The following is a 19,560-nucleotide window of genomic DNA, read 5'->3' as shown; positions in this document are numbered from 1 at the left end:
ACGCGTTCGCTCAAGCGTTCCACAACGCGTTTTTGAGCTTGGCGACCGCCGCCTGATGGGCGGCGAGCTCGGCCTCGCTCGGGGCGAAGATGCGGGCTGGCCGCGCAATTGCGGCCGGCACGGGAGCCGACAGTTCGGGTGCGGCACCGGCGGCGGGCTTTTCGCCCAACGCCATGCCGACTTGGCGGCCGCCGAGCAGCTCGAGATAGACCTGTGCGAGCAGTTCGGAATCGAGCAAAGCGCCGTGCAGCGTGCGGTGCGTATTGTCGATGCCGAAACGTTTGCAGAGCGCGTCGAGCGAGGCGGGTGCGCCTGGAAATTTGCGCCGTGCCATCTGCACCGTGTCGATCGCGCGCGTAATGGGGATGCGCTCGAAATTCGCGCGCCGCAACTCGGCATTGATGAAACCGATGTCGAATTCGGCGTTATGGATCACGAGTTTCGATTCGCCGATGAAGTCGAGAAACTCGGACGCGATCATCGAAAAGAGCGGCGCACCCGCAAGCTTGGCATTCGACAGGCCGTGCACGGCGACCGCCTCGGACGGCACTTCCATTTCGGGATCGAGCAGCGTGTGGAATTTCTGCCCGGTCGGCAGATGATTGACGAGTTCGATGCAGGCGATCTCGACGATGCGCTGGGTTTTGGGATCGAGGCCGGTGGTCTCGGTATCGAGGACGATTTCGCGCATCAGAAAACCTGCCGTCGTTGCGGGGATGTCTTCGCCAGTCGTAGCGCTTTTTTGAGCGCGCGCAAGGTTGCTAGAAGCCCAAGGCCCGAGATCGCGACCAAATCGGCACGCCGACGCTTGACCGCGTCCGGCATTTGGCGGGCGAGAATACCCGCGAGCTTTTCTTGCGTCATGCCGGGGCGGGCGAGGGCGCGCTGCCGCTGCAGCATCGCCGACGCCGATACGACGACGACAAAATCGCAGCGCCGCACCGACGCAGTTTCGAGCAACAGCGGCACATCGAGGCATACAACACGGCGACGATTGCGCGCATGCGTCGCCACGAAACGGCGGCCGGCATTTGCGGCCAGCGGATGCAAAATGGCCTCAAGCCGCCGCAAAGCAGAAGGGTCTGCGAAGACCTGCTTGCCCAAGAGCTGCCGATCGATAGCGCCCCTGGCTTCGACACCCGGAAACGCAGCTGCGACCGGCGCCACACCCGCTCCGCCAGCGGCCAGCAATGTATGGATCGCCGCATCGGCATCGTGGACGGGGATGTGCAAACGGCGCAGCAGCCGGGCGGCCGTCGATTTGCCCATCGCGATCGAACCCGTGAGCCCGAGAACGCGCATGGCGATCGCTAGTCCGGCACGACGCCGTTGGCCCGCAGGAAACCCAACAGCGGCAACAGCGGCAAACCGAGGATCGTGAAAAAATCGCCGTCGACGCGCGAAAACAGCTGCGCGCCGAGACCTTCAAGCTGATAGGCGCCGACCGACAGATACGCATTTTCGCCGGCTGCATCGAGATATCGCTCGATGAAAGCAGCCTCAAGCGGGCGCATGGTAAGGCGGGCCGCTTCAACATGGTGCCAAACGCGCGTGCCGTTGCGAAACGCAACGGCCGCGGTTTCCAAGCGATGCGTCTTGCCAGCCAACGCTTGCAGATGGGCGGTTGCATGTGCGCGGTCGGCCGGCTTGTCGAACCATACGCCGTTGCAGTCGAGCATTTGGTCCGAGCCGATCACAATTGCCCCCGGATGGCGCGGGGCGACGCGACGTGCCTTGCTTTCGGCAAGCTTGATTGCCACGTCGGCAGCACTCGCACCCTCGGCTTGCATCGCACGCTTGATTTCGTCTTCGTCGATGCGCGCTGCATCGGTCGCGAAGACAAGCCCGGCCTTTTCCATCATCGCCCGGCGGAACGGACTTTGCGAGGCAAGCACCAAAGGCGGAGCGGTTTCATGCACCAGTGTGGTCACGTTGGCAGTCCTGCTTTGTCGCGCCGTTCCTGGACCATGGCAATGATCGCAGCCGACGTTTCTTCGATCGAGCGGCGGGCAACGTCGATGACCGGCCAACCGCGGGCCGTGAAAAACCGACGCGCTTCGACGACTTCGCTGCGCACTTTTTCGAGATCCGTATAGTCCGTCTCGCGGCTTTCGTTGAGCATGTTCAAACGGTTTCGGCGCAGCTGCACGAGGAGATTCGGATCGTTTGTGAGACCCACGAAAAGTGGACCGTTTTCCTTGGCGTGCAAGCTCTCGATTTCGTCGGGCAGTTTGACGCCGGGCACAAACGGCACATTGGCCGCCTTGTAGCCGCGATTGGCGAGATAGATGCAGGTCGGCGTTTTTGACGTGCGCGAGACGCCGACCAGAATCACTTCGGCGTCGCCAAGCCCGTGCGCGGACTGGCCGTCGTCGTGCATCATGACCCAGTTAATCGCATCGATGCGGCGGAAATAATCGGCATCAAGCGCATGCTGGCGGCCCGGCAAATTGCGCGTCTTGAGTTTGAGATAATTGGAAAGTGCACCCATCGTCGGATCGAGAACGGGCAAGCACGGCGTGCCTAAGCGACGGCAGCCGGCTTCGAGCATGCCGCGCGTGCGTTCTTCGATCAGCGTGTAGAACACGATACCGGGATTGGCTTCGATGCCGGCGAGAACTTTTTCGAGCTGGCGTTCGGTGCGAATCATCGACCACATATGTTCGATGGGTTCGATGTTTTCGAACTGCGCCAAACATGCGCGCACAACCCCGTTTAACGTCTCGCCGGTCGCATCGGAAACGAGGTGAAGATGGAAACGCTGCATCTGGGGATTACACGCATAACCGGGGTAACAAGGGGTTTCGTCCACAGGCTCGAAAATTCGTCCGCAGCGTTGGTACAGGTCAAGCGACCCTTGTACACGCCGGGACAAGTGGCCACGGTTTAGACCAGGATCGGGGATAAATCGACCAAAGCCTTTTATCCCCGGTTTACAAAAACCGCTTTTCCCGCACAAAACAGGCTCGCCGACGTGACTTTGCGCGCTATCTTCAACAAACGGTACCGCAATCGATCCACAATCAGCCGATCGGGCAGGCGGCGCGCATAACGTGTGGGATAGATGGCCCTCCCCACGATCCACAGGCACCCACTATCCTCAACTACCTTGTTTTATTTAAGATTCTTAAATGGTAGAGGGGGAGCATCGCAGCTACACTCGCACCTCAACGATCCTCGAACGAGCAGCCCCGCAATGCCGAAAGACCCGACCAACCAAAAACCGTTCCTGCGCGCTTTGCGGGGCGAAATCCTCGAACGGCCGTGTTTTTGGCTGATGCGCCAAGCTGGGCGGTATTTGCCCGAATATCGGGAAACACGCGCCAAGGCCAATGGGTTCGTCGATTTGTGCCTGCGCCCGGATCTCGCAACCGAGATCACCTTGCAGCCGCTGCGCCGCTACCACATGGATGCCGCGATCCTTTTTTCAGATATTTTGATGGTTCCATATGGGCTCGGCCAGCCTTTGAGTTTCCGTGAGGGCGAGGGTCCAGTTCTTGAGCCGGTGCGCGATGCGGCTGCCATCGATAAACTTGTGCAAAATCTTGACAGTTTCGATGCCAAAGTTGCCCCGATTTACGAAACCGTGGCGCGCGTGCAGGCGGGTTTGCCGGCGACGACGGCGCTGATCGGTTTTGCAGGTGCACCATGGACGGTTGCAACGTACATGGTCGAGGGCGGGACGAGCAAAGATTTCGCCAATGTGCGCCTGCTCGCCTATCGCGACGAAGCCGCGTTTGCGCACCTCATCGATCTGTTGGTAACCGCGACCATTGGCTATCTCAACCGTCAGGTTGAGGCCGGTGCCGAGGCGCTGCAATTGTTCGATACTTGGGCCGGCGTTTTGCCCGAAGGCGAATACCGCAAATGGGTAATCGCACCGGCGACGAAGATTGTTGCCGGCGTGCGCGCCAAACATCCGAACGTGCCGATCGTATTTTTCCCGAAGGGCTCGGGTTTGCTCTATCGCGAGGCGGCTGCGATTCCGGGCGTGGATGCGCTCGGCCTCGACACGTCGGTGCCGCTTGCCTTCGCGCAGGAGCTGCAAAAGCTCAAAACCGTGCAAGGTAATCTCGACCCGATCGCACTTTGCGCCGGCGGCCCGGCCTTGACCGGTGCTGCAACACGCATCTTGGATGCGCTGGGCAAAGGCCCGTTTGTGTTCAATCTCGGCCACGGCGTCATTCCGCCCACACCGCCTGCCAATGTCGCCGAACTTGCCGCGTTGATCGGCAAGTGGCGCGCCAAAGCCGCTTAAGCGCTCGACAAAAGCCCGCGCGCGCAAGGATCAATTTGGCGATGGAAAGAACGGCGATCGTATTGTTCAATTTGGGCGGCCCCGACAATCAAGCCGCCGTACAGCCGTTTTTGTACAATCTGTTTTCCGATCCTGCGATCATCTCGCTGCCCAATCCGTTGCGCTGGCTTGTGGCCAAGCTCGTCTCCAAACGTCGGGCAAGCAAAGCGCAAGGCATTTACGCGCAGATGGGCGGTGGCTCGCCCATACTGCCGAACACAAACGCGCAGGCGCGCGCACTTGAAACCGCCCTTGGCGACCTTGGCGGCAATGTCCGCTGCTTTCCGGCAATGCGCTACTGGCACCCGCTGACCGACAAGACGGCCAAAGACGTTGCGGCTTACAAGCCCGACAGCATCGTGCTGCTGCCGCTCTATCCGCAGTTTTCGACGACGACGACAGGTAGCTCCAAAAAAGCCTGGGATGCGGCGGCCGCGCGCATTGGGCTTAACGTGCCGACGCGCTTTGCGTGCTGCTATCCGCAACAGACTGGCCTCATTGAAGCGCTGGCGGATCTTGTTGCCGCCAAGTATCGCGAAGCGGCCGCGCACGGCAAACCCCGCGTGCTGTTTTCGGCGCACGGGCTGCCGAAGAAAGTCGTGACGGGGGGCGATCCCTATCAAGCGCAGGTCGAAATGACGGCGGCACGGGCTGCCGAAAAGCTCGGCATCGCGGATCTCGATTGGACCGTGTGCTACCAAAGCCGCGTAGGTCCGCTCGAATGGATCGGTCCTTATACGGAAGACGAAATCGAGCGGGCGGGTGCCGACAAAGTGCCGGTCGTGCTCGCTCCCATCGCGTTCGTTTCCGAGCATTCGGAAACGCTGGTGGAACTCGACATTGAATATCGCGAACTTGCGCACGAGGTCGGCGTGCCGTTCTACGCGCGCGTGCCCACGGTTTCGACGCACCCGGCGTTTATCGCGGGGCTTGCGGCGATCGTGCGCGCGGCGGCGGCCCGTCCGGCCGGCAGTTTTGCCGATGCGGGCCAAGCCCGGCTGTGCCCGGCCAATTGCCGAAAATGCGCGCTCGAGGCGGCATGATCGATTTCGTCAACGATTTCTATCTGTGGATCAAGTGGCTGCATGTCGTGGCCATCATCGCCTGGATGGCGGGTCTGCTCTATCTACCGCGTCTGTTCGTCTACCATACCCAAGTCGCGGCAGGGTCGCCGACCTCGGAACTGTTCAAGACGATGGAGCGGCGCCTCATGAAAGCGATCATGACGCCCGCCATGGTGGTTGCTTGGCTATTCGGCGGGCTCATGCTTACGGCACAGGATTGGACAGGCGGCTGGCTGCACGCAAAGCTTGCAGCCGTCGTTGCGATAACCATTCACCATTTTTTGCAGGAGAAGTGGCGGCGCGCATTTGCCGTCGATCGCAACCTGCACCCGACGCGGTTTTTCCGCATCCAAAACGAAGTGCCCACACTGCTGATGCTGGCGATTGTGCTGCTGGTGATCGTCAAGCCGTTCTAGGCATGTCGCTTTTGCGCGATTGACAATCGCGGCGGATCGGCTAGATTGACCGTCAATCGGGCGCTCGCCCGTCGATTTGGCCGCTTCATTTGTCGGCCATTCCCTTCGCCGCCGTTTCCTCGCGCTGAATAACGACCGTTGTGGCGTCTCGCCCGCGGCACCGAATTCGGCTCCAGATCGGTTCGGCGCGCCTCCCCCAGACCCTTTCCGTTCGCCTTTTCGTTCAAGCATCAAACCTTCCAGCCCCAACCCCAGAGCGCTTATGAATCTCCAAGAATTGAAGCGGAAAACGCCGGCCGAGTTGCTGGCATTTGCCGAAGAGTTGCAAATCGAATCCGCCTCGGCCCTGCGCAAACAGGACATGATGTTTGCGATTCTGAAGCGCATGGCCGACAACGACGTCGCGATTTATGGCGACGGCGTGCTCGAGACCCTGTCCGACGGGTTCGGCTTTCTGCGCAGCCCCGAGAGCAACTATTTGCCCGGGCCCGACGACATCTACATGACGCCGCAGCTTATCCGCCGCTACGGCCTGCGCACCGGCGACACGGTCGAAGGCCAGATCCGCGCTCCGAAAGACGGCGAGCGCTATTTTGCGCTCACCGTGGTGCGCACGATCAATTTCGATGAGCCCGAAATCGCGCGCCACCGCATCAATTTCGACAATTTGACGCCCTTCTATCCGACCTCGCGCCTCAATTTGGAATTCGGCGACGAGCCGGTCGAAGCACCGCCGCCGCCCAAGCCCAAACCCGCGCGCCGGCCGCAAGGCGACGAGGAGGCCGTGGCTCTCAAGGGCACGTTGTCCGCTCGCCGCACCGAAGTGGTCAAGCGCGACAACGCGCCGAGCCAGCGCCGCGACATCACGGGGCGCATCATCGATCTCGTCTGCCCGCTCGGCAAAGGCCAGCGCGCGCTTGTGATCGCGCCGCCGCGCGTGGGCAAGACCGTGATGCTGCAGAACATCGCGCACTCGATCGCCCAGAACCATCCGGAAGTGTATCTGATCGTTCTGCTGATCGACGAACGGCCCGAAGAAGTGACCGACATGATCCGCTCGGTCAAAGGCGAGGTCGTTAGTTCGACCTTCGACGAGCCGGCGGTGCGACACGTGCAGGTCGCCGAAATGGTGATCGAAAAGGCCAAGCGGCTGGTCGAACACAAGCGCGACGTCGTGATCCTGCTCGATTCGATCACGCGTCTAGCACGCGCCTACAACACCGTCGTGCCGTCGTCCGGCAAGGTGTTGACGGGCGGTGTGGACGCCAACGCGCTGCAACGCCCGAAGCGCTTCTTCGGTGCGGCGCGCAACATCGAAGAGGGCGGCAGCCTCACCATTATCGCGACCGGTCTCATCGATACCGGCAGCCGCATGGACGAAGTGATTTTCGAAGAGTTCAAGGGTACGGGCAATTCGGAAATCATCCTCGATCGCAAGCTTGCCGACAAGCGCACCTTCCCGGCCATCGACATCACCAAGTCGGGTACCCGTAAGGAAGAGCTGCTCGTCGACAAAGCGGTCTTGTCGAAAATGTGGGTCTTGCGCCGCATCCTGATGCCGATGGGCACCACGGACGCGATGGAGTTCCTGATCGACAAGCTCAAGCATTCGAAGAACAACAAAGATTTCTTCGAGGCGATGAACACGTAAGACAGCTTCAGACCCCCGCCCTACAAAGGCGGGGGTTTTTCGTCGCGAGAGAATTTCGCAACGCTGACTCTGGTGATTTGCCCCCGACGCGCGATAAAATCGACGTGGGGCGTTTGAGGGTCGGCTTCGATGGCAGGCGGGGCGGAAGATTTTTTCAGGCAAGTCGTCGAAGCAGCGCAGATCGGCGTCTACGAAACGACGGCCGACGGCCGCCTGCTGCGCGCGAACGATCATTTTGCCGCATTCTTCGGCTATCCGAACGCCAATGCGCTGCTCGCACAGGTCGGCGAAGCTGGTGCCAGCTTTTATCGCCATCCGCACGATCGTGAACGGCTTGTGGCGCGGCTGCAAGCTGAGGGGAATGTCTCGGGCTATCTGTGCAAGGGCAGGCGTCGCGACGGCAGCGTTTTCTGGTTCAGCCAGAACGCCGGGCGGTGCATCGCGGCGTCGGGCGCCGAAAGTTACGTCGGCGCCGTTTTCGACAGGACGGAAACGTTGGCAGCGCAAGGCAGAGCCGTCGAAGCCGATGCCGCTTACCAGTCGATTTTTGCCAATGCCGGTGTGGGTATCTATCGCTCGTCGCCCGACGGCCGCCAGCTGCGCGCTAATCCAGCTTTAGTCGAATTCAACGGCTACACGAGCGAGGCCGAACTGTTAGCGGCGGTTAAGGATATCGCCGTCGAATGGTATGTCGATCCTGGACGGCGCGCGAAATTCAAGGAGCTCGTCGAGCGTGACGGGCGCGTTGTGGATTTCGTCTCGCACGTCTATCGCCACCGCACGCGCGAACGCGCGTGGGTGCGGGAGAGCGCTTGGGTGGTGCGCGATGCTGAGGGCAAAGCGCTGTGCTACGAGGGCTTGCTCGAAGACGTAACCCAGCAGCAGAACGAACAGATCAAGCTTGCCGAAGCCCGGGCGCGCGCACAGACCGCTGAGGCCGACTATCGCTCCATCTTCGAAAACGTCGATTTCGGCGTCTATCGCACCCATCCCGACGGGATCCAGCTGCGGGTCAACGCGGCTCTCGCGCGCATCAATGGCTTTTCGACGGCGGAAGAGCAGATTGCAGCCGTGGTGATGGCTGGCAGATCCGGGCGCGATTGGTATGTTGATCCAGCACGCCTCGAAGAGTTTCGCCGTTTGCGCGCGCGCGACGGCCATGTGCGCGGTTTCGAATCGGAGATCGTGCGGCGTGCGACCGGCGAACGCGCGTGGATCAGCGAGGCAGGCTGGGAGGTGCGCAGCCATGACGGCAAGCTCATCGCCTACGAGGGCACGGTTGCCGACATTACCGAGCGCAAAGCGGCCGAAGCGCAGCTGCGCCAAGCGAAAATCGACGCCGAGGCGGCATCGGCCGCCAAGAGCGCTTTTTTGGCTACGATGAGCCACGAATTGCGCACGCCGCTCAATGCCATTATCGGCTTTGCTGAGATTATTGCCGATCGGATTTTCGGGCCAAACGACCAACGCTATTTCGGCTATGCACAGGACATCCGTGCGAGCGGCATGCATCTGTTGGCACTCATCAACGACATCCTCGATCTGTCGAAAATCGCGGCCGGCCGTTTGGAGCTTGCCTATGCGCGCGTCGAGATCGCCCCGCTGTTGGCCCTTGTCGCAAAGCTGTTTTCCGCCGCCGCCGCCAAGGCGGGTGTCGAACTTTCGGTCGACAGCACGGACGCGGCGCTGGCACTCGAAGCAGATCCGATGCGTCTGCAGCAGGTGCTGATGAATCTCGTGTCGAACGCCGTCAAATTCACGCCCAATGGCGGGCAGGTGCGACTGTTCGCGGTCGGCGGCGATGCCGGTCTGCGCATCGGCGTGGCCGACACGGGCATCGGCATGACGCCGGAGGAGGCTGCGCGCGCGACCGAGCCTTTTGTGCAGATCGATGCCCAGCTTACGCGTCGGCATGGCGGCACGGGGCTCGGCCTTGCGATCTGCAAGGAGCTTGTCGGCCTGCATGGCGGCACGCTCACGATCGAGAGCGCAAAGGGCCAGGGGACGCGCGTGACGGCCGAACTGCCGCTGGCGCCGCGCGCGTAAGTCAGAGCTCCTGCGTCAGAGCGGCGAGCCGTCCTTGCGCGTCATCGCCCAGCTGTGCACGAACTTCCCCATCATGTCTGAGTCGGGGTAGGTCGAGACATCGCCGGAGGCACGATCGCCGACTTCGAGATAGACGACGTCGCGATCGCTCTCGTTGGCAATGCAATGCCCGTCGGGGTGGCCCGCCGGGAATCCGGCACAGCTGCCGGCCGGGATCGGCGTTTTGCCGGCGTCGGACAGAAGCGTCGCCGTGCCCTCGAGCACATAGACGAACTCGTCCTGGCGCGAGTGCCAATGGCGCATGGCCGACATCGCACCCGGCGGCAGGCGCACGAGATTGACCCCGAAATTCTTGAGGCCAACCGCGTCGCCCACCGCGCGTTTTTCGCGCCCGCCGAGTTTACTGCGATAGGGTTCCGGATAGTTGGTGCCGACGCGCGGCGCGATCGTTTTGGGATCGATTGCTGTCATGGCACCAGGACGACGGAGCCTGTGGTCTTGCGCGCTTCGAGATCGCGATGTGCTTGGGCCGCATCTTTGAGCGCGTATTCGGCCGAAACCTCGATCTTGACGATGCCCTTAGCGACGACGTCGAACAGATCGTTGGCCGTTTGCGTGAGGGCGGCTTTTTTGGCGATGTAGGTGAACAGCGTCGGGCGCGTGACGAACAGCGAGCCTTTGGTGCCGAGGACGCCGAGATTGAGTGGGTCGGCGGGACCTGACGATTGGCCGAACGTGACGAGCATTCCGAGCGGGGCCAGGCAGTCGAGCGATTTCAGCAGCGTGTCCTTGCCGACCGAATCGTAGACCACGGGCACGCCCGCATTGTCGGTCAGCTTTTTGACCTCAGGCACGAAATCGGTTTCGCGATAGAGGATCGTGTGGTGGCAGCCATGCGCTTTGGCAAGGGCGGCTTTCTCGGCTGAACCGACTGTGCCGATCGTCGTGGCACCCAGATGCTTGGCCCATTGGCATGCGATGAGACCCACGCCGCCCGCTGCGGCATGGAATAGGATCGTATCGCCCGCCTGCACCTTGTAGGTCCGGCGCAGCAGGTACTGCACGGTCATGCCCTTCAGCATCATCGCGGCGGCCTGCTTATCGGAAATGCCGTCCGGCAGTTTGACGACGCGGTCGGCGGGGGCGATGCGCTTTTCCTGATAGCCACCGCCGCCCGCAATCACGTAGCAAACGCGGTCGCCGACTTTGAAATCCGTTACGTCCGCACCGACCGCTTCGACAATGCCGGCGGCTTCATTGCCGGGGGCGAAGGGGGTCGGCGTGGCGTAGAGGCCCGAGCGCATATAGACGTCGATATAGTTGACGCCGATCGCCGTATGCTTGATGCGCACTTGGCCAGGGCCGGGCTCGCCGACGTTGATATCGGTCCAGGTGAGAACTTCGGGGCCGCCGGCTTTGACGGCGTGGATTGCTTTGACCATGCGTGTTTGTTCCTTCAACCGAGATAGGCTTTGAAAAAGGCAGCGGTGGTTGCGTTGGCGGCCGTCGCCGCTTTTTGGCTGTAATGCTTGCCGCCGACGCGCGCAAACGCATGGTCTTCGCCTTCGTAGACATGCAGTTGCGCGTATTTGTGGGGTGCCAAGGTGGCTTTGATTTTGGCTTGGGCTGCGGGCGGCACAAAGGCGTCTTTTTCGGCGATATGCATCAACAGTGGATGCGCGAGAGTCGCCGCTTGGTCGAGCAGCCCGTCCAAGCCCACGCCGTAATAGCTGACCGACGCGTCGGCATCGCTCTGGCAGGCCATTTGGTAGGCGAGGTTGCCGCCTAGGCAATAGCCGACCGTGCCGACCTTGCCCGTGCATGCCGCGTGGCCGCGCAAGTTAGCCAATGTTTGCTTGAGGTCCGACAGACCGAGGGCGAAATTAAAACCTTTGAACAGCGAAAAGGCCTGCGCCCATTCGGCATCGGTCTGGTCGGTAATCTGGATGCCCGGCTGCTGGCGCCAGAAAATGTCGGGGCAGGCCACGACATAGCCTTGCGCGGCATAGCCGTCGGCCAAGTCGCGCATGACTTGGTTCACGCCGAAGATTTCCTGGATCAACACCAGACCGGGGCCGCGCCCGCCTGGCGGCAAGGCGACATAGGCGTCGAAAGTGGCGCCGAACGCCGGGCTCGGGCTGGCAGCCGTTACAGTCAGGTTCGGCATGGGATCCTCGTCGGTCGGTGGCGGGCGTGGCGGGGAAGCGCGCAACCCTGCCATTGGCGCCAAAGGCGCGCAATGGGGTGCAGTTGCGGGGTGGGCAAGGAGGCGGCTAATGTCGCAAGAGCTTCACGTCCGAGGATCGCCATGAAGATCAAAGTCGATATCGATTGCACGCCCGAAGAGGCCCGGGTCTTTATGGGTCTGCCAGACGTGAAACCCATGCAGGATGCGCTCATGGGGCAAATGACGGATCGGCTCGAAAACGCCATGAAGGCGATGGATCCGGAAACGATGCTGCGCCAATGGTTCGGCGGCACGGGCTGGGAGCAGATGCAGAAATTCTGGTCGCTGGCCCAAAGTGCCGACAAGGACAAGACGAAATGACCGACCGGACTTTGCCGAGCGACCCGGCACCCTATTTCGAGGCGCATGTGTTCGTGTGCACGAACGAGCGCCCGACGGGGCACCCGCGCGGCTGCTGCAAAGAACGCGGATCGGAGAAGCTACGCGACTATATGAAGGCGCGCGCCAAGGAGTTGGGCCTCAAGAATGTCCGCATCAATACGGCCGGATGCTTGGATCGCTGCGAGTTTGGGCCGACGATGGTGATCTATCCCGAAGGCATATGGTATTCGCCGCAAACCCGCGAAGATATCGATACGATCCTTGCGAGCCATATGGTCGCCGGCGGCCGCGCGCAAGCGCTGATGCTCGCACCCGATCAGAAAAAGGAAAAAGCGCCATGAATCTCGGGTTCGGCGAAATTCTGATCCTGGCGTTGATTGTGCTGCTGTTCTTCGGGGCCGGCAAAATCCCGAAATTGATGGGCGATATGGCGAGCGGCATCAAGGCGTTCAAAAAGGGCATGGCGGACGAAAAATCGGACTCGGCACCGCCGCCGGCATCGGCAGCGACGACGGCGCCCGAAACGCCGCCGCCTGGAACGCCGCCCAAGGCCTGACATGGCGAACAGCCGGGCGACGATCTTTGCGCCGGCGACGGCCGTGGGCAAAGCAGGGGTTGCCGTTATCCGTATTTCCGGCCCGCACGCCGGGGCTGTTTTACAGGCTCTGTGCGGCCAAATTCCGGCGGCGCGGATGGCCACGCGGGCCGATCTGCGTGATCCCGAAACCGGCGAACGGCTCGACGACGGCTTGGTTTTGTGGTTTCCGGCGCCGAAGAGCTTTACGGGCGAAGACGTTGCCGAATTGCACGTGCATGGCGCGCGCGCAGTAATTGCCGATCTTCTGGCGGTGCTGGCGGCACGGCCCGGATTGCGGCTTGCAAAACCCGGCGAGTTTGCGCGGCGCGCGTTCGATGCTGGCAAGCTCGATCTCGCCCAGGTTGAGGCGCTGGCCGACCTGATCGCGGCCGAGACGCGCGCGCAAGCGCGCCAAGCTTTGCAGCAACTGGGCGGCGCCTTGGGGGCCGCGGTCGAAGGTTTGCGACTGCGCATTCTGCGTCTGCGCGCGCAGGCGGAGGCGGAGATCGATTTTCCGGACGAAGGCGATGTGCCGGGCGATCTCATCGCCGCGATGGCACCGGCTCTCATTGCACTCGATGCCGAGCTTGGTGCTTTGATCGGGCAAGCGACGCGCGGCGAGCGTTTGCGCAACGGCTACACGGTGGCGCTGCTGGGACCGCCGAACGCCGGGAAATCGAGCCTGCTCAATCGCCTGGCGCGGCGCGAGGCTGCAATCGTGTCGAGCATGGCCGGGACCACGCGCGACGCGATCGAGGTGCATCTTGATCTCGGCGGCTGGCCGGTCACGCTGATCGATACGGCCGGCCTGCGCGAGCTTGCCGACGATGGAGACGGCGATCCGCAGTTTGCGATCGAGCGTGAGGGGATTAGGCGCACGCAGCTGCTGGCCAAGGCCGCCGATTTGCGCGTGCTGGTGTTCGATGCGACGGCACCCGTCATCGACGATGCGCTTTCCCGCTTTGCCGCCGAAGCGCTCGTTGTGCACAACAAGATCGATTTGGCACCGGCCGGCCGCGAAGCGCTCGGCGTGTCGGCGACGACCGGGGAAGGGCTTGCCGAACTTGAAACGGTTTTGGCGCAAAAAGCCGCTGCTGCTTTGGGTGAGGAAGACGGCCAGGCGAGCATCGTGACGCGGGCGCGCCACCGCGAAGCGCTGGAAGATGTTCGCGCGGCCTTGCGTCAGGCACGCGCGCAAACAGCGGCCGAACTCATCGCCGAGGATTTGCGCCGGGCGGCCGACGCGTTGGGTCGTATCGTGGGCCGCACCGGCGTGGAAGATGTGCTCGACCTGCTGTTCGCCGAATTCTGTATCGGCAAATAGCTATTTCGGCGCCTTGAGAACCTGCTTGCTCTGCAGCTTCATGCGGTTCTTTTGGTTCCACAAGATGATCCAGCCGGGACCATACTTGCTCGAGGCGTCGTCGTAGGCCTTGGTGGCAGAACCGAAATCGTTGCTGGCATAAACCGGTTGCCCCGTGGCGTTCTGCGGCCCGCCGGCTTTGTAGAACTGCACCACATAGGTTTCCATTGTCTGCGACCCTCGCGTTGGGGATGGAACGGCAAAAAGCTACACCCAAGCAGCCTTTTTGTCATGGGGTAAGTATCTGGAATCAATTGGCAATAAGGAATTTTGCATTTTGCGAATGATTTAGCGATTCGTAAACCACTGGATTTGCTTATATTTTCAGAATGTTTCGCGCGAAACAAACCCTTAAAAAGACGGCGCCGAATTGACGTTGGTGCCGCGACTGAATAGGTTGCGGCCTATGACGACGCGTCGTGATTTCGATGTAATTGTGATTGGCGGTGGCCATGCTGGCTGCGAGGCCGCTGCGGCGTCAGCACGCGTTGGTGCACGCACGCTGCTGCTCACGCTCGATCCGAGCAAGATCGGTGAGATGAGCTGTAATCCGGCAATCGGTGGTTTGGGCAAGGGCCATCTGGTGCGCGAGATCGACGCGCTCGACGGCATCATGGGCCGCGCGGGCGATCGCGCCGGCATTCAGTTTCGCGTGCTCAATCGCTCCAAGGGGCCGGCCGTGCGCGGCCCGCGCGCCCAGGCGGATCGCAAGCTCTATCGCCAGGCCGTTCAGGCCCTGTTGACCGAGCAACCCAACTTGACGATTGCGGCCGGCGAAGCCGCCGATATCGAACTGGGGCCCGACGGGGCGGTTGCCGCGATCGTGACGGCTGCCGGCAAGCGGCTGTCCTGCGGCGCGGTTGTCTTGACGACTGGTACGTTTTTGCGCGGCCTGATCCATATCGGGCTTGAGAAGATCCCGGCGGGCCGGGTCGGCGAGAAACCGTCGTTGGCGTTGTCCGACACGTTGGCGCGGCTTGGTTTCCCGCTGGGACGTCTCAAGACTGGAACGCCGCCGCGCCTCGATGGCCGCACGATCAATTGGGCCGGGCTCGAGATGCAGCCCGCCGACGATCCGCCGGAGCCGTTTTCGACGCTAACGGCGCGCATCGACGTGCCACAGATCGAATGCGGCATCACCTATACGTCGCCGGCCACGCATGAATTGATCCGTGCGAACCTGCACCAGGCGCCGATGTATTCGGGCCAGATCGAGGGTGTCGGCCCGCGTTATTGCCCGTCGATCGAAGACAAGGTCGTGCGTTTTGCCAGCCGCGAGCGCCACCAGATTTTCCTCGAACCCGAAGGGCTCGACGATTCGACCGTCTATCCCAACGGTATCTCGACCTCGTTGCCCGAAGCCGTCCAGCTCGAAATCCTCAAGACTATTCAAGGCCTTGAGAATGCAACGATGCTGCGGCCGGGTTATGCGATCGAGTATGATTTTATCGACCCACGCGCCCTTGCCCTTACGCTCGAAACCCGCCTGCTGCCGGGGCTGTTCCTCGCGGGCCAGATCAACGGCACGACCGGCTACGAAGAGGCGGCCGCGCAGGGCCTCATGGCCGGCCTCAACGCCGCCCTGAAACTCGCCGGGTCGCCCGCCTTCACGCTCGATCGGGCAGATGCCTATATTGGCGTGTTGATCGACGATCTGGTCACGCTCGGCACGCGCGAGCCCTATCGCATGTTTACAAGCCGGGCCGAGTATCGCCTGACCTTGCGCGCCGACAATGCCGACCAGCGCCTGACCGACAAGGGCTTGGCCATTGGCTGCGTGGGACCCATTCGCCAGGCGGCGTGGGCCAAGAAAGCGTCCGACCTTGCTGCGGCGCGCGATCTCGTGACCCGTCTTGCGGAAAGCCCGTCAAGACTCGCCAAGCGCGGTTTTGCCGTCAATCAAGACGGGGTGGCGCGCACGCCGCTGGATCTGCTGGCGCTGCCGGGCGTGGATTGGGCTGCCCTCGGGCGCGCCTGGCCCGAGATGGCGGTGCTGCCGCCGGCGATCGCCACGCAGATCGAGATCGATGCGCTCTATCGTGGCTATTTGGTCCGCCAGGACGCCGATATCCGCACCTTCCGCCAAGACGAAGGTCTGCGTCTGCCGGCCGATCTCGACTATGCGGCGCTGCAGGCGCTGTCGAGCGAAGTGCGCCAGAAACTCGCGCAGATTCGCCCCGCCACGATCGGTCAGGCCGCGCGCATCTCCGGTGTGACCCCCGCAGCGCTGACCTTGCTGCTCCGTTACGCGAAGCGCGCCGCGTGACCCCCGACCGTTTCCGCCAAGCGACCGATGTTTCGCGCGAAACAATAGAGAAGCTCGTTATCTATCAGAGACTTCTTGAAAAATGGCAGGCCAAGATCAACCTTGTGTCGGCAACCACGCTGCCGGATATCTGGCTGCGTCATTTTCTCGATTCCTGGCAGGTTCTGCCCGCACTCGGCGACGCTGCGACGGTTGCGGATCTGGGTGCTGGGGCCGGCTTTCCGGGCCTCGTGATCGCGATCTGCGCGCCGGCCAAGACCGTGCATCTTATCGAGTCGGATGCGCGCAAATGCGCCTTTCAGATCGAAGTGGCGCGCGAGACCGGCGCCAATATTCAAATCCACAATCGCCGCGCGGAAGCGATGGCGGGAAATCTGCAGGTTGCCGCCGTTACGGCGCGCGCGCTTGCATCGCTCGACAAATTGCTGCCCTTGGCCGTGCCGCTGCTGGCCGCCGACGGGTTATGCACGTTTCTCAAGGGGGCAACCTACAAAGCCGAATTGACCCAGGCGGAAAGCGCGTGGCATATGCGCGTGTCCGCCGTTGCTTCCCTAACGGAGCCGGACGCTGCCGTTTTGACGCTGCGGGACATCAAAGCCAAGTGACGCAAATCTCTCCGTCAAAGCCGCGCATTCTGGCGATCGCCAACCAAAAAGGCGGGGTCGGCAAAACCACGACCGCGATCAACCTCGCCACGGCCCTTGCGGCCGTCGGCAAGAAAATCCTCGTGATCGATCTCGATCCGCAAGGCAATGCGTCGACCGGTTTCGGCATTCCGCCGGAAAATCGCGATGTCGGTTCCTACGACGTGCTGATCGGCAATGTGCCGACGGCCGAAGCCATTCGCCCGTCGATCATTCCGGGTTTGAGCGTGCTGCCGGCCACGCCCGATCTAGCGGCGGCCGAGCTCGAACTCGTCGATCTCGAGCGGCGCGAATATCGCCTCGCCGATGCGATCGTCGAAGCGGTCGGCCGCCTGTCGCTCGATTATGTGATGATCGACGCGCCGCCGTCGCTGGGCCTGCTCACGCTCAACGCACTCGTCGCGGCCGATGCCGTTCTGGTGCCGCTGCAATGCGAGTTCTTTGCACTCGAGGGCCTCTCCAATCTCATGCGCACGATCGACCGCGTGCGCGAGCGTCTCAACCCTCGGTTGACGATCCAAGGCGTGGTGCTGACCATGTTCGACAAGCGCAGCAATCTGAGCGAAGCGGTCGCCGCCGACGTTCGCCAACATCTGGGCGATCTCGTGTACGAGACGGCGATCCCGCGCAATGTGCGCATCTCCGAAGCGCCGTCGCACGGCAAACCGGTGCTGCTTTACGATCTGCGCTGTGCGGGCAGCCAAGCTTACGTGATGCTGGCAAGCGAGCTCTTGAAGCGCGAAGCCGCCCTTGCGGCCGAGGTTGTGGCGTGAGTCCGGCCGACGCCAAAAAGGGTCTAGGCCGCGGCCTCTCGGCACTGCTCGGCACGCCGAGCGGTGCGACGGCCGCCGCTTCGACAGAAGGCCCGCGTGCGGCGCGCTTGATCGCCGTCGGCAAGATCCGCCCCGGAACGTTCCAGCCGCGCCGTTCTTTCGATGCCGACGCCCTTGCCGAACTCACCGCCTCGGTGCGCACGCAAGGTGTTTTGATGCCGATCCTCGTTCGCCGCGATCCCAAGGATCCGACGGGCTACGAGCTGATTGCAGGCGAGCGCCGCTGGCGCGCCGCCCAAGCGGCCCAACTCCACGAGATACCCGCCGTCGTCAAAGATCTCGGCGACCGAGAGGCGCTTGAAGCGGCTCTTGTCGAAAACCTGCAGCGCGCCGATCTCAACGCGATCGACGAGGCGGCTGGCTATCGCCGCCTCATCGACGAGATGGATTTCACGCAAGAGCGTGTGGCCCAAGCGCTCGGCAAGAGCCGGCCGCATGTCGCCAACACGCTGCGCCTGCTCGATCTGCCGCTGGCGGCGCAAAAGCTGGTCGCCGAAGGCAAACTTACGCCAGCCCACGCGCGCGTAGCCTTGATGGCACCCGACCCTGGCGCCTTCGCTACAATGGTTGCGCAAGAGGGCCTCACCGTGCGCGCGGCCGAAGCCCGGCTCAAGGAACTTGCCGACCCGAAGCTGGCCAAGAAAAAACTGAAACCAGCCCCAACGGGCGTGGCGCGCGATGCCGATACGCGGGCCATCGAGCGGCGTCTGACCGAGGCGTTGGGCCTCGCCGTCGAACTTAAGCCGCGCAAAAACGGGGCGGGCGAGCTCGTGCTGCACTACGCGACTCTCGACCAGTTCGACGATCTGCTCGCACGCCTCGAGCACGACCCCAAAGCGTCTAGATAACGCGGGTCCCCGCCTCGATTTCGGTCAAGCGCAGGATCATCGCCTGGCCATTGACGGCCCGGCTCCAGATCCAGCCGATCATGCCGAGACGCTCATCGAGCTGCGAAAAAACGCTGCGATTGTGCGATCCCGCCGGGAAGGGCGGCGTTTCGGCAGCGGCCAAAGCCACCACGACCGCCAGAACGGGAAGTATAGGTGCCACAAACCGAACAGCGCGGCGCCGGCGCAACGCGACCGTCAGCAGCAAGCCGCACAGGGCGGCAAGATTGGCGACGATCGCCAGCAGCGACAGCGTCATCGACATCGGCGGCAGCAAGATAGCTGCCGTTGCATCGCGCAAGGTCGCCGCATCGTCGATCTTGCTGCGCGCGAGCAGCGCTTGCGTCCGCGCATCAAGCGGCAGCCCCATCTGCGCCGCCGTTTCGGCCTCGCCGAGGCGCGCGCGGACCGATGCGATTTCGGGTTTGTCGCCGGTCAGGCGTGCTGCGAGATTGAGAAGTGCCAGGCGCTGTGTGTCGTCGCTGAAGCCGCTCGCATCGCCAAGCTCGACGTCCGTTGCACCGCCATGGAACAGCGCGTCGCGATAGATGGTGAGATACAGCGCCTCACGCTGCAGCGACGGCGGCACTTGCGCCAGCACCTCGTCGTAAAGCCGATCGACGGCGGCAAAACACCCGCTCCACAGGATGAGGAAACCGACCGGCAAGCCCCACGAAAAGCGGCGCCACGCGCGCGCCAAAAACGGCCGCAGCACGAACAGCGCAATGCCGAACGAACCGGTGGCCTTGCCGAAGCGCACAAGATCGTCGAGCCTTTCGCGGTCCACCGTGGGCTGCGCGACCGTCTGGACCAGCTCGAGATTGAAGACGATCTCGGCGACGACATAGGCCACGAGAATCGCCGCAAGGACCGGCCACGCAAACGGTCGTGCCAAACTTACGCCACGACTGCTGGCCTTCACGTCACTACTCCTAATAAGGGTTTCG

General features: G+C 62.5%; 22 protein-coding genes. 13 read left to right on the top strand and 9 right to left on the bottom strand.

The window, feature by feature from the left end:
• Positions 1-10 precede the first annotated feature (10 nt).
• From dnaQ to O9320_07450, 4 genes are read right to left on the bottom strand one after another with little or no spacing between them, the layout of a single operon-like run.
• On the bottom strand, positions 11-691 hold the full coding sequence (dnaQ, locus tag O9320_07465) for a DNA polymerase III subunit epsilon (GenBank protein MCZ8310675.1): 681 nt from the start codon (positions 689-691) through the stop codon (positions 11-13).
• Positions 691-1,302 (bottom strand): dephospho-CoA kinase, encoded by a 612-nt coding sequence (gene coaE, locus O9320_07460; GenBank protein MCZ8310674.1) that lies wholly within the window; start codon positions 1,300-1,302, stop codon positions 691-693. Before coaE ends, dnaQ begins: the two co-directional genes overlap by 1 nt.
• Before the next feature lie 8 nt (positions 1,303-1,310).
• On the bottom strand, positions 1,311-1,931 hold the full coding sequence (locus tag O9320_07455; protein ID MCZ8310673.1) for a Maf family protein: 621 nt from the start codon (positions 1,929-1,931) through the stop codon (positions 1,311-1,313).
• Entirely contained in the window at positions 1,928-2,767 is an 840-nt protein-coding gene (locus tag O9320_07450) for a kinase/pyrophosphorylase (protein ID MCZ8310672.1), read from the bottom strand. The genes O9320_07455 and O9320_07450 overlap by 4 nt, the downstream gene beginning before the upstream one ends.
• Before the next feature lie 429 nt (positions 2,768-3,196).
• On the opposite strand from O9320_07450, the gene hemE reads away from it, so the two are divergent.
• The 5 genes from hemE to O9320_07425 all read left to right on the top strand — a co-directional run bounded on the left by hemE (position 3,197) and on the right by O9320_07425 (position 9,474).
• Positions 3,197-4,258 carry a uroporphyrinogen decarboxylase gene (hemE, locus tag O9320_07445; GenBank protein MCZ8310671.1) on the top strand — a complete coding sequence of 354 codons (1,062 nt, stop codon included), beginning with the start codon at positions 3,197-3,199 and terminating at the stop codon, positions 4,256-4,258.
• A 41-nt stretch (positions 4,259-4,299) separates the two neighbouring features.
• Positions 4,300-5,340, top strand: coding sequence for a ferrochelatase (gene hemH / locus O9320_07440; protein MCZ8310670.1), 1,041 nt, complete (start codon positions 4,300-4,302; stop codon positions 5,338-5,340).
• Positions 5,337-5,777, top strand: a complete 441-nt coding sequence (gene hemJ / locus O9320_07435; protein MCZ8310669.1) for a protoporphyrinogen oxidase HemJ — start codon at positions 5,337-5,339, stop codon at positions 5,775-5,777. The genes hemH and hemJ overlap by 4 nt, the downstream gene beginning before the upstream one ends.
• A 262-nt stretch (positions 5,778-6,039) precedes the next feature.
• Positions 6,040-7,428 carry a transcription termination factor Rho gene (gene rho, locus O9320_07430; protein MCZ8310668.1) on the top strand — a complete coding sequence of 463 codons (1,389 nt, stop codon included), beginning with the start codon at positions 6,040-6,042 and terminating at the stop codon, positions 7,426-7,428.
• A gap of 129 nt (positions 7,429-7,557) precedes the next feature.
• A complete protein-coding gene (locus tag O9320_07425) occupies positions 7,558-9,474 on the top strand; it encodes a PAS domain-containing sensor histidine kinase (GenBank protein MCZ8310667.1) in 1,917 nt (638 codons plus the stop codon).
• Positions 9,475-9,489: 15 nt separating this feature from the next.
• Here O9320_07425 and O9320_07420 read toward each other — a convergent pair whose 3' ends face one another.
• From O9320_07420 to O9320_07410, 3 genes are read right to left on the bottom strand one after another with little or no spacing between them, the layout of a single operon-like run.
• Positions 9,490-9,945, bottom strand: a complete 456-nt coding sequence (locus O9320_07420; protein ID MCZ8310666.1) for a cupin domain-containing protein — start codon at positions 9,943-9,945, stop codon at positions 9,490-9,492.
• A complete protein-coding gene (locus O9320_07415) occupies positions 9,942-10,916 on the bottom strand; it encodes a quinone oxidoreductase (protein MCZ8310665.1) in 975 nt (324 codons plus the stop codon). Before O9320_07415 ends, O9320_07420 begins: the two co-directional genes overlap by 4 nt.
• Before the next feature lie 14 nt (positions 10,917-10,930).
• The gene (locus O9320_07410; protein ID MCZ8310664.1) at positions 10,931-11,641 is read right to left on the bottom strand and encodes a dienelactone hydrolase family protein; all 711 of its coding nucleotides are present in this window, start codon (positions 11,639-11,641) and stop codon (positions 10,931-10,933) included.
• A 141-nt stretch (positions 11,642-11,782) separates the two neighbouring features.
• Between O9320_07410 and O9320_07405 the strand changes: the two genes are divergently transcribed.
• Genes O9320_07405 through mnmE form a run of 4 tightly spaced genes read left to right on the top strand, consistent with a single transcriptional unit; the run spans position 11,783 to position 13,944 of the window.
• A complete protein-coding gene (locus tag O9320_07405) occupies positions 11,783-12,022 on the top strand; it encodes a DUF6489 family protein (protein ID MCZ8310663.1) in 240 nt (79 codons plus the stop codon).
• Positions 12,019-12,384, top strand: coding sequence for a (2Fe-2S) ferredoxin domain-containing protein (locus O9320_07400; protein MCZ8310662.1), 366 nt, complete (start codon positions 12,019-12,021; stop codon positions 12,382-12,384). The genes O9320_07405 and O9320_07400 overlap by 4 nt, the downstream gene beginning before the upstream one ends.
• The gene (gene tatA, locus O9320_07395; protein ID MCZ8310661.1) at positions 12,381-12,599 is read left to right on the top strand and encodes a twin-arginine translocase TatA/TatE family subunit; all 219 of its coding nucleotides are present in this window, start codon (positions 12,381-12,383) and stop codon (positions 12,597-12,599) included. Before O9320_07400 ends, tatA begins: the two co-directional genes overlap by 4 nt.
• A gap of 1 nt (position 12,600) precedes the next feature.
• The gene (gene mnmE, locus O9320_07390) at positions 12,601-13,944 is read left to right on the top strand and encodes a tRNA uridine-5-carboxymethylaminomethyl(34) synthesis GTPase MnmE (GenBank protein MCZ8310660.1); all 1,344 of its coding nucleotides are present in this window, start codon (positions 12,601-12,603) and stop codon (positions 13,942-13,944) included.
• Here mnmE and O9320_07385 read toward each other — a convergent pair whose 3' ends face one another.
• Positions 13,945-14,151, bottom strand: coding sequence for a hypothetical protein (locus O9320_07385; GenBank protein ID MCZ8310659.1), 207 nt, complete (start codon positions 14,149-14,151; stop codon positions 13,945-13,947).
• A 238-nt stretch (positions 14,152-14,389) separates the two neighbouring features.
• On the opposite strand from O9320_07385, the gene mnmG reads away from it, so the two are divergent.
• The 4 genes from mnmG to O9320_07365 are packed head-to-tail and all read left to right on the top strand — an operon-like array spanning position 14,390 to position 18,574.
• Positions 14,390-16,249: a tRNA uridine-5-carboxymethylaminomethyl(34) synthesis enzyme MnmG gene (gene mnmG, locus O9320_07380; GenBank protein ID MCZ8310658.1), complete on the top strand. Its 1,860-nt coding sequence runs from the start codon at positions 14,390-14,392 to the stop codon at positions 16,247-16,249.
• Entirely contained in the window at positions 16,246-16,854 is a 609-nt protein-coding gene (gene rsmG / locus O9320_07375; protein ID MCZ8310657.1) for a 16S rRNA (guanine(527)-N(7))-methyltransferase RsmG, read from the top strand. Before mnmG ends, rsmG begins: the two co-directional genes overlap by 4 nt.
• Positions 16,851-17,666 carry a ParA family protein gene (locus O9320_07370; protein ID MCZ8310656.1) on the top strand — a complete coding sequence of 272 codons (816 nt, stop codon included), beginning with the start codon at positions 16,851-16,853 and terminating at the stop codon, positions 17,664-17,666. The genes rsmG and O9320_07370 overlap by 4 nt, the downstream gene beginning before the upstream one ends.
• The gene (locus O9320_07365) at positions 17,663-18,574 is read left to right on the top strand and encodes a ParB/RepB/Spo0J family partition protein (GenBank protein ID MCZ8310655.1); all 912 of its coding nucleotides are present in this window, start codon (positions 17,663-17,665) and stop codon (positions 18,572-18,574) included. Before O9320_07370 ends, O9320_07365 begins: the two co-directional genes overlap by 4 nt.
• Here O9320_07365 and O9320_07360 read toward each other — a convergent pair.
• Entirely contained in the window at positions 18,567-19,535 is a 969-nt protein-coding gene (locus O9320_07360; protein MCZ8310654.1) for a hypothetical protein, read from the bottom strand. The two genes, O9320_07365 and O9320_07360, sit on opposite strands and share 8 nt — an antisense overlap.
• Between the last annotated feature and the right edge of the window lie 25 nt (positions 19,536-19,560).

The organism is Magnetospirillum sp. (assembly GCA_027532905.1).
GTDB lineage: Bacteria > Pseudomonadota > Alphaproteobacteria > CACIAM-22H2 > CACIAM-22H2 > Tagaea.
Note: the sequence above shows the minus strand (reverse complement) of the source record. Positions and strands in the feature narration are given on the sequence as shown.

Coding starts and splice junctions, on each gene's coding strand:
- mnmE (MCZ8310660.1), top strand. CDS start 12,601: ATGGCGAACAGCCGGGCGACGATCTTTGCGCCGGCGACGGCCGTGGGC.
- O9320_07400 (MCZ8310662.1), top strand. CDS start 12,019: ATGACCGACCGGACTTTGCCGAGCGACCCGGCACCCTATTTCGAGGCG.
- O9320_07425 (MCZ8310667.1), top strand. CDS start 7,558: ATGGCAGGCGGGGCGGAAGATTTTTTCAGGCAAGTCGTCGAAGCAGCG.
- dnaQ (MCZ8310675.1), bottom strand. CDS start 691: ATGCGCGAAATCGTCCTCGATACCGAGACCACCGGCCTCGATCCCAAA.
- mnmG (MCZ8310658.1), top strand. CDS start 14,390: ATGACGACGCGTCGTGATTTCGATGTAATTGTGATTGGCGGTGGCCAT.
- hemH (MCZ8310670.1), top strand. CDS start 4,300: ATGGAAAGAACGGCGATCGTATTGTTCAATTTGGGCGGCCCCGACAAT.
- O9320_07410 (MCZ8310664.1), bottom strand. CDS start 11,641: ATGCCGAACCTGACTGTAACGGCTGCCAGCCCGAGCCCGGCGTTCGGC.
- coaE (MCZ8310674.1), bottom strand. CDS start 1,302: ATGCGCGTTCTCGGGCTCACGGGTTCGATCGCGATGGGCAAATCGACG.
- O9320_07450 (MCZ8310672.1), bottom strand. CDS start 2,767: ATGCAGCGTTTCCATCTTCACCTCGTTTCCGATGCGACCGGCGAGACG.
- O9320_07385 (MCZ8310659.1), bottom strand. CDS start 14,151: ATGGAAACCTATGTGGTGCAGTTCTACAAAGCCGGCGGGCCGCAGAAC.
- hemJ (MCZ8310669.1), top strand. CDS start 5,337: ATGATCGATTTCGTCAACGATTTCTATCTGTGGATCAAGTGGCTGCAT.
- O9320_07420 (MCZ8310666.1), bottom strand. CDS start 9,945: ATGACAGCAATCGATCCCAAAACGATCGCGCCGCGCGTCGGCACCAAC.
- rho (MCZ8310668.1), top strand. CDS start 6,040: ATGAATCTCCAAGAATTGAAGCGGAAAACGCCGGCCGAGTTGCTGGCA.
- O9320_07405 (MCZ8310663.1), top strand. CDS start 11,783: ATGAAGATCAAAGTCGATATCGATTGCACGCCCGAAGAGGCCCGGGTC.
- tatA (MCZ8310661.1), top strand. CDS start 12,381: ATGAATCTCGGGTTCGGCGAAATTCTGATCCTGGCGTTGATTGTGCTG.
- O9320_07415 (MCZ8310665.1), bottom strand. CDS start 10,916: ATGGTCAAAGCAATCCACGCCGTCAAAGCCGGCGGCCCCGAAGTTCTC.
- hemE (MCZ8310671.1), top strand. CDS start 3,197: ATGCCGAAAGACCCGACCAACCAAAAACCGTTCCTGCGCGCTTTGCGG.